Annotated in this window: 14 protein-coding genes and 1 pseudogene; 4 read left to right on the forward strand and 11 right to left on the reverse strand. The window is 34.6% G+C overall.

Annotated features, from left to right (window positions below; translation table 11 throughout):
• Positions 1–73 precede the first annotated feature (73 nt).
• Positions 74–241 carry a hypothetical protein gene (locus OZD66_RS04170; protein ID WP_275022296.1) on the forward strand — a complete coding sequence of 56 codons (168 nt, stop codon included), beginning with the start codon at positions 74–76 and terminating at the stop codon, positions 239–241.
• Between the two features lie 72 nt (positions 242–313).
• On the opposite strand, the gene ccmE is transcribed toward OZD66_RS04170, so the two are convergent.
• The 10 genes from ccmE to OZD66_RS04215 form a co-directional block, all read right to left on the reverse strand.
• Positions 314–706: a cytochrome c maturation protein CcmE gene (gene ccmE, locus OZD66_RS04175; RefSeq protein ID WP_182367130.1), complete on the reverse strand. Its 393-nt coding sequence runs from the start codon at positions 704–706 to the stop codon at positions 314–316.
• Positions 690–827: a CcmD-like small membrane protein gene (locus tag OZD66_RS06080; protein WP_458695174.1), complete on the reverse strand. Its 138-nt coding sequence runs from the start codon at positions 825–827 to the stop codon at positions 690–692. The genes ccmE and OZD66_RS06080 overlap by 17 nt, the downstream gene beginning before the upstream one ends.
• Positions 824–1,867: a biotin--[acetyl-CoA-carboxylase] ligase gene (locus OZD66_RS04180; RefSeq protein WP_182367128.1), complete on the reverse strand. Its 1,044-nt coding sequence runs from the start codon at positions 1,865–1,867 to the stop codon at positions 824–826. The genes OZD66_RS06080 and OZD66_RS04180 overlap by 4 nt, the downstream gene beginning before the upstream one ends.
• Positions 1,868–1,884: 17 nt before the next feature.
• Positions 1,885–3,249, reverse strand: coding sequence for an NADH-quinone oxidoreductase subunit N (locus tag OZD66_RS04185; RefSeq protein ID WP_182367126.1), 1,365 nt, complete (start codon positions 3,247–3,249; stop codon positions 1,885–1,887).
• Positions 3,246–4,688 (reverse strand): complex I subunit 4 family protein, encoded by a 1,443-nt coding sequence (locus OZD66_RS04190; protein ID WP_182367124.1) that lies wholly within the window; start codon positions 4,686–4,688, stop codon positions 3,246–3,248. The genes OZD66_RS04185 and OZD66_RS04190 overlap by 4 nt, the downstream gene beginning before the upstream one ends.
• Positions 4,689–4,691: 3 nt before the next feature.
• Positions 4,692–6,539 (reverse strand): NADH-quinone oxidoreductase subunit L, encoded by a 1,848-nt coding sequence (gene nuoL, locus OZD66_RS04195; RefSeq protein ID WP_182367122.1) that lies wholly within the window; start codon positions 6,537–6,539, stop codon positions 4,692–4,694.
• A 4-nt stretch (positions 6,540–6,543) separates the two neighbouring features.
• Positions 6,544–6,852 (reverse strand): NADH-quinone oxidoreductase subunit NuoK, encoded by a 309-nt coding sequence (nuoK, locus tag OZD66_RS04200; protein ID WP_006012916.1) that lies wholly within the window; start codon positions 6,850–6,852, stop codon positions 6,544–6,546.
• Positions 6,843–7,430: an NADH-quinone oxidoreductase subunit J gene (locus OZD66_RS04205; RefSeq protein ID WP_182367120.1), complete on the reverse strand. Its 588-nt coding sequence runs from the start codon at positions 7,428–7,430 to the stop codon at positions 6,843–6,845. The genes nuoK and OZD66_RS04205 overlap by 10 nt, the downstream gene beginning before the upstream one ends.
• A 99-nt stretch (positions 7,431–7,529) precedes the next feature.
• Positions 7,530–7,742, reverse strand: coding sequence for a hypothetical protein (locus OZD66_RS04210; protein WP_182367118.1), 213 nt, complete (start codon positions 7,740–7,742; stop codon positions 7,530–7,532).
• Positions 7,743–7,928: 186 nt separating this feature from the next.
• Positions 7,929–8,222, reverse strand: coding sequence for a hypothetical protein (locus tag OZD66_RS04215; RefSeq protein WP_182367116.1), 294 nt, complete (start codon positions 8,220–8,222; stop codon positions 7,929–7,931).
• A 322-nt stretch (positions 8,223–8,544) separates the two neighbouring features.
• Between OZD66_RS04215 and OZD66_RS04220 the strand changes: the two genes are divergently transcribed.
• From OZD66_RS04220 to OZD66_RS04230, 3 genes and pseudogenes are all read left to right on the forward strand, one after another.
• Positions 8,545–9,541, forward strand: a protein-coding gene (locus tag OZD66_RS04220; protein WP_182367114.1) for an IS630 family transposase whose coding sequence is annotated in 2 segments (ribosomal slippage) — positions 8,545–9,006 and positions 9,008–9,541 — 996 coding nt in all. Because the reading frame shifts where the segments join, the coding sequence is not laid out codon by codon here.
• Positions 9,542–9,602: 61 nt separating this feature from the next.
• A pseudogene (locus OZD66_RS04225) lies at positions 9,603–9,944 on the forward strand (WD_0964 family protein); the annotation flags it as partial.
• A 127-nt stretch (positions 9,945–10,071) separates the two neighbouring features.
• Entirely contained in the window at positions 10,072–11,988 is a 1,917-nt protein-coding gene (locus OZD66_RS04230) for an ATP-dependent helicase (protein WP_182367112.1), read from the forward strand.
• 47 nt (positions 11,989–12,035) lie between these two features.
• On the opposite strand, the gene OZD66_RS04235 is transcribed toward OZD66_RS04230, so the two are convergent.
• Positions 12,036–12,235 (reverse strand): hypothetical protein (locus tag OZD66_RS04235; protein WP_275022309.1); only part of this gene is annotated, 200 nt, incomplete at its 5' end.

A 12,235-nucleotide genomic window follows, 5' to 3' on the forward strand; every position in this document is an offset into this window, starting at 1 on the left:
ATCATAACTATATGCTGCTGGCATTCAACCTCCTTATCATCATCTATCCTTATCCTACCACATCCGGACTTTTATGGAAAGAGCTATAAATGACATGCTAACAGAAGAAAGGAGTAAGCTTGACGAGCTAATTACAAAGGTTGGTAATGAAAATAGTGGTTTAGTACAGAGCCTGAATAACTTACAGACAAAAGTAGAGGAATTAGAAAACAATACCATTAATGAACCAGATTGGGGTTAAACTGGAAAGAGTAATAGTCTCTAGGCTGTTACTCTCTCTACATACTATTTCAATATAGCCAGATTAAGGAATCTATTTTAAAACTTTCGGCATATAGTTCTCATCATGTTTTGCAAACACCGTATCTGCAAGAAAGGTATTATTATCAGACATTTTACCTTGCACAACAACACCACTTTTTTCTGAAAACATCGGTGGAAGTATTCCCTGGTATTTTACCACAACGCTTTTGTTAAAATCTGTCATTTGAAAAACTACTTCACTTTCGCTCCGTATCACACTATCTTCAACAACCATTCCACCAACAAGGATTGGCTTTTGACTATTTGGTAAAACTATTGCCTCACTTACTGTATAGAAAAATGAGATATTTTCTTTGAGCGTTGTTAAAATAAAAAAGGCTATGCAGCTTAAAAAGCAGAAAATTCCTGAAGTTATAAGTAATCGCTTATGTTTCTTCTTCATTATTATTTTTAAGACTTTCTAAGATTTTTTTACTTTTAATATAGCAAGAAATGGTAAAAATCAGTTCTCCAGCAATCAGCGTGAAACTAATAAGGTAAGCAAAAATTACATATGTATTCATAATGCACTGCCAATAAATAACTCACCTGCATCAAAATAAATTAAGCTTCCATCCTTTTGCTGCAACACCAATTTACCACTTTTATCTATATCAGCAAAAATTCCTTCATACAATTTGTTAGCTAACTTTACACTGATTTGCTCATTCATTTTGAATGCTTTTTTTAACCACATTTCTCTTATAGCATAAAACCCATCAAATAGCCATTGCTTTCTTAGCTTATTAAAATTTATTATTAATTCCTTTAACAGATCCATGTTAGACACAGATTCACCGTAATTGCTAATGCACATTGTTCCTGGAAGTGGTGCATGATTGACATTAATTCCAATTCCTATAATGAGCCAATTCGAATTGGATCTTTTTTCAAGTAATATTCCACTTATTTTCTTGCCATCGATTAGAATGTCATTTGGCCATTTATGTTGAACGTTACTGTCACTTATAAATGATAGTAACGTATTCCCGACAGCAAGAGCAGTCACAAAAGTCAATTCTGTTAATTTGCTAACTTGATTCATTAAACCTCTTTCTGTCATCCCAGTATTTTCCCCAGTGCTTGACACATAACTATGCGAACATTGCAATTTGCAGGTGGTATGTGGTGTCATTCCAGTGCGTGACACTGGAATCCAGTTCTTATTACACAGTTGCCTGATGTGCCCATTTGTAATTAAGTTTTCTGGATCCCAGTGTCTGGGCACTGGGATGACATCATCCTTGGTGGGAATACCACAACGTTTGTACAGTTGTGTGCTTGACCATTCTTCTTTTTTTCTAGATTCCAGCGTCACGCGCTGGAATGACACCGAAAACTGATTTTCACTTAGATAATCGTTAAAGAGGTTTACTATCAAACTTGCATAGAAATTACCTTCTGGAGAAACCCAACTTTTTCCAGTACGCCCTCTACCTTCTGTTTGTTTATCAGCAACAATAACGGTTTCATTTGATATTCCTTTATCAATTAAATCCAACGCTTCCTTATTAGTGCTTGAAACTTCTTTGTAATGATGAATATGAAAACCCTCAGGGATCACCTTTTCAGCCCTTTAGTTCAATGAGTGAGTAAAACGTACAAGAAAAGAACGAGGTTGATCAGCGAAGCCACTGAAGTGATAATGAATAGACCTTTAGAATAAGCAACCTTATTACCACTAGCTTTATCAAAATACATAACTTTTATGATATTTAGATAATAGTAACACGATATAACACTTGCCATTACAAGGATCAAAGACAGGGTGATAAAGCCAGAATTTATTAAACTTTTGAATATAAAAAATTTAGCGATAAAACCCGCAAGTGGAGGTATTCCCGACATCGAGAGTAACAGCACAGAAAGATGAAATGCTACAATTGGGCGTTTCTTCCCTATACCAGACAAGTTTGCAATATCACAATCGTCATCGTCAATTTGTACGAGATATGAGAATAGCCCTATGCTTGTGATGATATATATAACCAGATACATTAAGGCACTATCTGTTCCTGCTTGTGTAAAAATAGAAAGTGAAGCAAATATAAAACCAATGTGACCAATTGAACTGTAAGCAAGCAGCCTTTTTAAGTTTTGCTGACGTAAGGCCCCAAAAGCTGAGATAAGCACAGACAATGCTGAAACGTATAAGAAAATAGGCTGAACATAACTTTTTACATTTACTAACTCTTCATTCATCAATCGAATTAAAAATGTTACAAGTGCAGCTTTTGGAGCTGTAGAAAAAAACGCAGTTACTATGGTAGGTGCACCTTGATAGACATCTGGAGCCCACATATGAAAAGGAGCAATAGCAAGCTTGAAACACAAACCAATTAGGACAAAGACTAACCCAAAAACTATTCCATAAGTTATCTGGTGGTTTTGCAAGAATGAACTTAATTCAGAAAAATTGGTCTGCCCTGTATATCCATAAAGCAGCGACATTCCATATAGCATAATGCAGGAAGATAATGCACTGAGTGTAAAATATTTCACTCCTGCTTCACATGAATAAATCGAATCTTTATTAAAGCTCGCAAGAACATACAAAGATATGCTCATCAACTCAAAAGCTAAGTAAAAAGAAATCAGACTATTTGCTGAAACTAAAGTTATCATGCCAAACAGTGCAAAAAGAATCAGTATTGAAAATTCATATTTATAGTCATATTTTGATAAATTCAGCATCAAAAGTATTAAAATTCCTGTGCTGAGAATTAACCCTTGGGCTGACCTGATATATAAATTGAGTTTTAACAACGAATTAAAGAGAAAAATTTCATTGTTTTCTGCCGAAAGAATTAAAATAATCAAAGTTACCACTGTGCAGCCAAGTGCTAATAAGTTGATAGTTCGGCGGTTAAATATAATCCCAAGCAGCAGCAACACTAACGAGGAGATAATAGAGAACGTTTCCGGCAATATCTGTATATAATTCATAGTGCATTATATTTGACTAACAAATTTGCCATACATGGCTTCAAATAATTCAGTGCAAGGGTTGGGTAGAATCCAAGCAAAATAACAAACACTGCAAGCAGAATTAAGACAGAAAATTCTATGCTATCCAAGCGGTTATTTAATAATTTAGAATAGCTAACCCCCCATATTATTTGCTTACATAAATTCAGCATATAAACTGCGCTTAAAATAGTGCCAAGTGCGATAAATCCTGTAAAAAACCCTATGCTCTTAAACATTCCAACCATAGCCAAAAACTCACCTACGAACCCAGATGTTCCAGGTAGCCCTATTGAAGCCATTGAAAATAAAATGAACATAAAACCAAATTTTGGCATTGTGTTTACTATGCCAAAATATTTTGCAATCTCCAAAGTTCCAGTTCGAGTATATAGCATTCCAACACATAAAAATAAAGCAGCAGAAATAAGGCCATGACTAATCATTTGGAATATAGCGCCGAGTACTCCTTCCTCACAAAATGAAAAGAGGCCAGCAGTAACGATCCCCATATGTGCTATTGAAGAATAAGCTATTAACTTCTTTATATCATCTTGAGCAAACGCAACTAGAGAAGCATATATCACCGCAATAATGCTCAGCACAACAACGAAATTTGAAAAATACAAATTTGCCTGAGGAAGCATTGGAATAGAAAACCTTAGAAATCCATATCCCCCCATTTTAATAAGCAAGCCAGCTAAAATCACAGACCCAGAAGTTGGTGATTGCACATGCGCATCAGGAAGCCAAGTGTGAAATGGAAACATCGGTACTTTTATTGCAAAAGAAATAAAAAATGCAATCCACAGCAATGACTGCACTTCAAGATCAAGGCTTGGCACTAATGTAGCTAATTTTTGTATATTAAACGTCCCAAAAGTGCTATAGATGTACACCAAGCCAAGTAGGAATAATAATGAGCCAGTTAATGTATAAAGAAACAACTTAAACGTCGCATATATCCTTTGCTTTCCTCCCCAAATGCCAATAATAAAGAACATTGGTATTAAAACAGCTTCAAAAAACACATAAAAGCTTATAGCATTCAGTGAAACGAAAAAACCGACTACAAAACTCTCAAGCAGTAGAAATAATGCCATATATGGCCTAAGGGTTGTATAACTCATTTTGCAGTTGTAGAGTATACAAATTACAAACAAGAAAGTTGTAAGCAGAAGGAAAAGCAACGATATACCATCTATCCCTATTCCAATATTTCTAATTGGGTAGCTGACAAACTGAAAGTCCGCATTGTTATAATCAAATTCTATACAAGCTACAATGCTAAGCAAAAATGGAAGTACAGCAAAAAATAGGGCAAGGAACCTTAGGTGTATAGATTGATGATTAATCTTGATCGAGGATAAAATCAATGCTCCTATTAGTGGAAGCAAGAATATACTAAGTAACAACACTTTTTATTTAATTCCAATAATATACAAAGCACCAATTATTAAAGTAACAAACATAATAAATGCATAATCAAATATATAACCAGTTTGTAACTTTATAGAACTTTTTGAACATTCATTAACCAACCTTACAATACCATTTGGTCCGAATGAATCAATAGCCTTAACATCAAACTTCCATAGAAGCCTAGATATAAACCTTATTGGTACAATTATAATAAACTCATACACCTCATCAAAGTACCATTTATTCTGCAAAAACTTAAGTAAAAATTTACTCTTAATTTGCCTAATTACTTGATATTGGTAAATTAGGTACGCAAGTGCTATTCCACTTAAGCTTGCCAAGGTTGGTAGTAGTTTTATAAAGAAATTATGAACTCCATGCTCATCAATCATCACTAAACTTGATTTCCAAAACGCATTACTAGTTATGTTTAAAATATTTGCTCCCCATATTCCAGAAAATACCGATCCAAAAGCAAGTATCAGTAATGGTATAAGCATAATCTTTGGTGCCTCATGTATATTAATTTTACTTTGTTTTTGGCTGTGGAACACAAGAAGCAATAACCTCCAAGAGTAAAACGCTGTGAAGAATGCAACAACTAAGCTTATTACAAAAGCAAAGCTATCCGTGCTATAAGCATGTTCAATTATCAAATCCTTTGAATAAAAACCTGCAAATGGGAATATCCCAGAAAGCGCAAGAGATCCAATCCACATGAGAGCGTAAGTGCAAGGGATTTTCTTCCAGCAATTTCCCATTTTCTGAATGTTTTGCTCATGATGCATTGCATGAATCACATTGCCAGCACCAAGAAATAGTAGAGCTTTAAAAAAAGCGTGTGTCATTAAATGAAAAATAGCAACATTGTAAGCAGAAAGCCCACATGCCATGAACATATAACCAAGTTGACTGCAGGTTGAATAAGCAATTATTTTTTTTATATCATTCTGAGTAATCGCAACGGTGGCTGCAAAAAAAGTAGTAAGTGCACCAACGATAACTATTAATTCTCGTGCCACATTTGATAACTCAAACAATGGAGAACACTTTGCTACTAAAAATATACCTGCTGTTACCATCGTTGCTGCGTGAATAAGTGCAGAAACAGGAGTTGGCCCTTCCATCGCATCTGGCAACCAAACATGTAAACCAAGCTGTGCAGATTTACCCATACAGCCAATAAAAAGTAATATGCATATTATATGAGTTACTTTGAATTCACAGCAGAATGCCCTAATGTTCTGCGTGCCAAGAAGATCAGTTGTGTCAAAAACTTCAGTAAAATTCAAAGAGTGAAATGTATAATAAATAAGAAAGATTCCAATCAATAGTGCAAAGTCTCCTACCCTATTCACAACAAATGCTTTAATTGCTGCATTATTTGCAGAATATTTTTGGAACCAAAATCCTATGAGTAAATAAGAACATAGGCCAACCCCTTCCCAGCCAAAAAAAAGCTGCACGAAATTATCGCTTACAACCAGCACAATCATGCAAAACGTAAATAGCGATAGGTAAGAAAAAAACCTCGACTTCCCCTTATTATGCTCCATATAACCGATAGAGTAGAGATGTACTACCAGTGAAACGGTGGTAATAGCAATAAGCATTAAGGATGAGAGAGCATCCACACTAATTGCCCAATTTACTTTTAAGATGCTCAATGAAAACAAAGGAAATAAACTCAAGTGATAATTTTCAGAGAAGGTGAGAAAAACATACCAAGATAAAACTGCAGATATTCCAATCCCTGCCGTTGTAACTAACTGACTTTTTCTAAAAAGTGCTGCAAATAGCGAACCAAAAAGTGGCAAAAATACTATTAATTTCAGTATATCCATCATACTTTCATTCTTTCATTAAATTTGCTTGTTCAACATCTATATTGCCACGGCTTCTATAATATACAACCAATATTGCAAGCCCAACTCCTGACTCTGCTGCCGCAACAGTCAACACAAACATCACAAAAATTTGCCCAACTATATCATTCATAAAGGCAGAAAAAGCAACTAAGTTGATATTAATTGCCAGCAATAATATTTCTATTGATAACAATATATTGATTATGCTCTTACGGTTGATGAAAATACCGCACACTCCAATAGTGAACAAAACAGCAGCAACTATCAAAAAGTGATTTAATCCTATTTCCATTCTACTCCTTTTCCAAATTTAGCCTTAATCAGTTTTACAGATGAAGATTGTGTCAATTGCTTTAATACATTCTGTTTTTTAACTCCTTTTTTCTTGTCCTGCAAAGTAAGAGCAATTGCACCGACAATTGCAACAAGCAGCAGAATACCAGAAAGATGAAAAGCGTACATGTAGTCGGTATACAGCAAATTACCAATAGCTTTCACATTATTGGTATTATAGTTTATAACATTGCTTATATTCGGTGCTGAGCTGCGGATTACAAAGCTGATGACTAGAAAAAACACAACACACAACATAGCACCAAGAGTGCAATGCTTTGCAAAACCCTGGCGCAACCTTATGTAGTCAATATCGAGCATCATAACTACAAAGAGGAACAACACCGCAACCGCACCGATGTATACTATCAGCACCATCATAGCAATGAATTCAGCTCCAAGGAGAATAAAAAGCACTGCAGAGTTAACGAAGGTGAAAATTAAAAATAATACTGCATGCACAGGATTTCTTACACTAATTATGCATACAGCAGATAAAATGCTAAGAATTGCAAAAAAATAAAAGAAAAAAGGCATCGATACTTTAACTGCAACAATAGTTACTAATTTAAAGTAACTATCGTGGTGAAGTCAATACTAAATGCCTACCTTATGGATGAACTTGCGATTGTGATTTTAAACATTCAGGAGTAAGGACATTCTTAATTGCAGTACACGTCTCACATTATGATCCTTTTGCTTCTCTTCACTGACCTTTTCACAAAATTTTCCAATACCATAACCCACCAGTGCACCAACAACAGTGGCTGCAATAAATACTGCAACAGCAACAATAGCAGGAGCTAAAGTGGCGGCTCCTGCAAGGTATGATATAGCTGCTCCTATCACCGCACCACCACCTAAAGCACAATAAGCTCTACGAGCATTTTGTTTGCTTTTAGATTTTTGTGAAATCTCTTCTATTATTTTAAGTTTTTCTGCTACTAAATCACTACCTTGTTGTTTTTCTTCATCATTTAACTTACCAAATTTATATAAAATCTTTGAAGTGCATTCTAAGCATTGTCCAACAGATTACACATATTCTTTTAGTGCATCTATTGTTACTCCTTCATTAAAGTATTCTCTCAAGGTATCATGATCAAGACGATCAAGTTCCCACATAAATGAAGTATGTATCTCATTGATTTGCTTAATAAATTCCTCAGAGGGCTCCTTTATTTGTTCAACATAATAACTTATTATGTCAGTCGTTTTTTTAACTGATTCAACATTATGGATTCTTAACTTTTCCACAGATGTTAAAGACATAATAACTATCCGTTCTTCAAGTGAAAGTTTTCTTTGCTCATCAGAATTAGTAGGCATATTTCCTCCTATTTACTATACTTAACATACAATAATTTTAACTAATATTTTCACAATTGTCAAATTTAGGCGTCCATTTTTCTCAAAGTTCAAAGTACACAACAAAAACTTTACAGAGTGCAAGTAGTAAAATTCTTGACAACTTTAATTTATTAATGCATAATATATGTATATTAATAATCAGCGGTAGCTCAAAATGTACAACATATTTGGTTATTTCAAAAGCAACAATAGTTCTAATACCAATTCCCGCTACACAAGTAACGGATAGACAATAATAGAAAAAAAGCCATACTGAGGTAAGTAAAGTAGCGAGGTTTAAATGGCATTAAGATCAAAATTATTGGATGAAAAAGTGGTGGAATCAGCAAAAGAAATGCTGAAGAAAGTAAGAAATAACGCATATGTTGCAAAAAAACTAAATGCTGTAATTGCAGCAAAAAAGCACAGTATAACAGCCGTAGCAAAGATATGCTGCATTTCAAGAAAGGCACTTACTGCATGGATAAAGCACCTAAAATTTGGCAGAGAAGAAAAATTATTTGCTCCGCCTCAACGCCGTAGAAAAACTATATTGAATCAAAGTCAACGTGAACAAGTTGAGGTGTGGATAGAGGAAAACCCCAATATTACTATAAAAGAAACGAAAATAAGAATTCAAGAAAAGTTTGGTTTGAATATCAGCAAATCTACAGTACACCGTAATATGCAAAGAATGAAATTCTCATATATCACACCAAGACCAGTGCATAACGGACAAGATAAAAGTAACCAAGAGGAATTTAAAAAAAAATCTTAATGAAACTATTGTCATGTATCCTGAAAAAGAGCTATTTTTCTTCGATGAATCGCGGTTTGGCACACATTCAAAGATTGGACACGGGTGGTTTAAAAAAGGCATTAGGACACAGGTTAAGGTAAAACTAGGTAGGCAAAATTTTTATCTCTATAGTGCAGTTAATCCCAGAAATGGAGAAAGTTCTAGCTCAAACGTCAATACTGATTGTATGAATATATTCCTTGAGCAGATGTCACAATATTTAGGAACAAGGGAGGCATTTCTTATCATGGATTGTGCTAGTTGGCATAAGTCAAAAAATTTAAAAGCACCTAAAAATATCGACATTATATACCTACCACCATACTCACCTGACCTCAATCCTGTTGAGAGGTTTTGGTTATATATAAAACAGAACATTTTGCGTAACAAAATCTACGACACAATTGCTTTGCTTGAGAGCGCTTTGTGCAAATTTATTACCTCTCTTTCTCACTCCACAATTAAAAAACTCTGCAATGCCGCTTATTTGATTCACTAGTAATGAGAATTGGTATAACGCACAAAGTAGCAGACTAGATGGAGAAAGTTATCAATACACCACAAGAGACTATATGACAATTTACTTTAATAACACACTAGCAAGTTTCAGTAGATCATTGAGAGAATTTAAAGAAAAAGCGTGTGGATTTATGTATGATATCGGAACTTGGTTGAAAGAAACATATGAAAATCTCACTGAACGACCTGCAACGCATAATCGCTATACCCCAAAAGAAAAACCCCTTGTTGAAGTTGAAGAAATAGAAATGAAGGAACTAAACCATACATATAAGCCATTCCAAACTCCACTTATCCACCCAACAAGCAGAAGTTCTGGTGCCAATACCTCAAATCAAGTTGTTGTTACTCGACATACACCTGAAACTACTAAAACAAAATAGATGTAAAACCTACGTTTAAATATGTAGTACTTGAGTGAAGCATTCTTTAACTGTTCTATTCAATAAAACCTTTACAATATTTCGATCATAGGTTTAACTTTACGAAGTTATAATCTATAGGGCTACGATGAACGATTATCTCTCACTGCTAAATCCAGAACAACAATCAGCTGTAACTAACATAGATGGACCAGTTTTGATACTGGCAGGAGCCGGGACGGGAAAAACAAGAACGATTACTTCAAGAATAGCACACATAATTAGAAACGGTCACGCTTATTCTGATGAGATATTAGCAGTTACATTCACAAATAAAGCAGCAAATGAGATGGTATCAAGGGTACTTGAGCTAACGGGCACAAACATACCATGGCTTGGCACTTTCCATGCAATTGCAGCAAAAATTTTGCGCCTGCACGCAGAAATTGTGGGCTTAAACCCCAATTTTACAATCATTGGTGTGGATGACCAATTACAGGTAATAAAAAATATTATTAATGAAATAAGCCCTGATTACCTATCAGAAAAATGTAAGACCATTATGAATATTATTCAGCAATGGAAAGAGAAGTGCTTATTGCCATCTGAAGTGGAAGATATTCAATCATTTAGGCCAGTATATGTCACTGCACTCAAAGTCTATCACAAATATCAGGAAAGGTTGAAATTCCTTAACTATGTCGATTTTGGTGACTTATTGCTATATAATATACAACTCTTTAATCAAAAGACCGAAGTTCTGTCCTACTACCAAAACAAGTTTAAATATGTCATGGTAGATGAATATCAAGATACAAATGCGATACAATATCTTTGGCTAAAATACCTTGCAAAAGAGCACTCAAATATTTGCTGTGTGGGAGATGATGACCAGTCGATATATAGTTGGCGTGGTGCAGAAGTTGAAAATATTTTGAAGTTTTCTGATGATTTTAAAAATGCAAAAACCGTTAAACTAGAGTGTAACTACAGGTCAACATCCCACATACTTGCAACTGCGTCATATGTTATCAATCACAATAAGACTCGCTTAGAAAAAAAATTGTGGACAACAAACATTGAAGGAGAAAAGGTAAACGTAATAAAGTTATGGGACGGAAAAGCTGAAGCAAGGTTCATAAGCGAACAGATATTAAAGCTCAATAAATACAGATTTAGTGACATTGCAGTGCTGGTAAGGGCCACTTTTCAAACTAGAGTTCTGGAAGAGTATTTTATAAAATATTCAATTCCCTACAAGATTATAAGTGGCGTAAAATTCTACGAACGTCAGGAAGTCAGGGATATAATTGCATATTTAAGACTTGTTACAAACAATAACGATGACTTAGCTTTCGAAAGGATAGTAAATCGGCCAAAAAGAAGCATAGGAGCTACAACTCTAAAGAAAATATACACGACTGCTCAGGATAACAAAATTTCTTTTTTTGAGGCAGCAAAAATATTAGTTAATAGTAATCAGGTAACCGAAAGAATTAAACTCTCACTCAACGATTTTTTAAATAAAATTAAAGCTTGGGAAGAAATAGTAAGCGTAAAACCACTGCATGAATTCGTTAAAATCGTAGCAAACCAATCAGGATATATTGAAATGCTTGAAAATGAGGAGGTAACAGGCTTAGCACGAATAGAAAATGTTAAAGAGCTCATCTCATCTTTAAAAAATTTCGATAATGCCACAACTTTCTTGGAGCATATAAGTCTGGTGATGGAAGTGGATAATATGAATAACGATGACACCGTATATGTTATGACTCTTCATGCAGCCAAAGGACTTGAATTCCCGTGCGTGTTTCTACCTGGTTGGGAAGAGGGATTATTTCCTCATCAAAGATCTTTTGATGACAAAAGTGGTAAAGCTTTAGAAGAAGAAAGGAGACTCGCATATGTTGGCATAACCAGAGCCAAAGAAAGGTTAATCATTTCATGTGCAGATAGGAGGGAAATTAACAACCAGTGGCAACCGATGCGCACTTCTCGGTTCATTAAAGAATTGCCAAGAGAAAATGTTGAGGTAATTAAAAGCAACATTGCCTACTGTTGAAGCTATAATTGCAGATAAACATATCTTACAAATCTGAATTACTTCAACTATATGTTTCTCCTGGCAAAAATTCTGTAACCGTTCACACTTAATTCTTCAATCTCATACCAATTTCTATTACATAACAAACAAATAGACAATAGAAGTGAGAAGGTTATACTAATACCAATTCTCACTGCACAACAAACAGATAGACAATAATGGAAAAAAAGCCATACTAAACTAAGTGTAATAGCGAGGTATAAAT

Source organism: Wolbachia endosymbiont of Drosophila baimaii (assembly GCF_028982185.1).
GTDB classification, from domain to species: Bacteria; Pseudomonadota; Alphaproteobacteria; order Rickettsiales; family Anaplasmataceae; genus Wolbachia; species Wolbachia pipientis.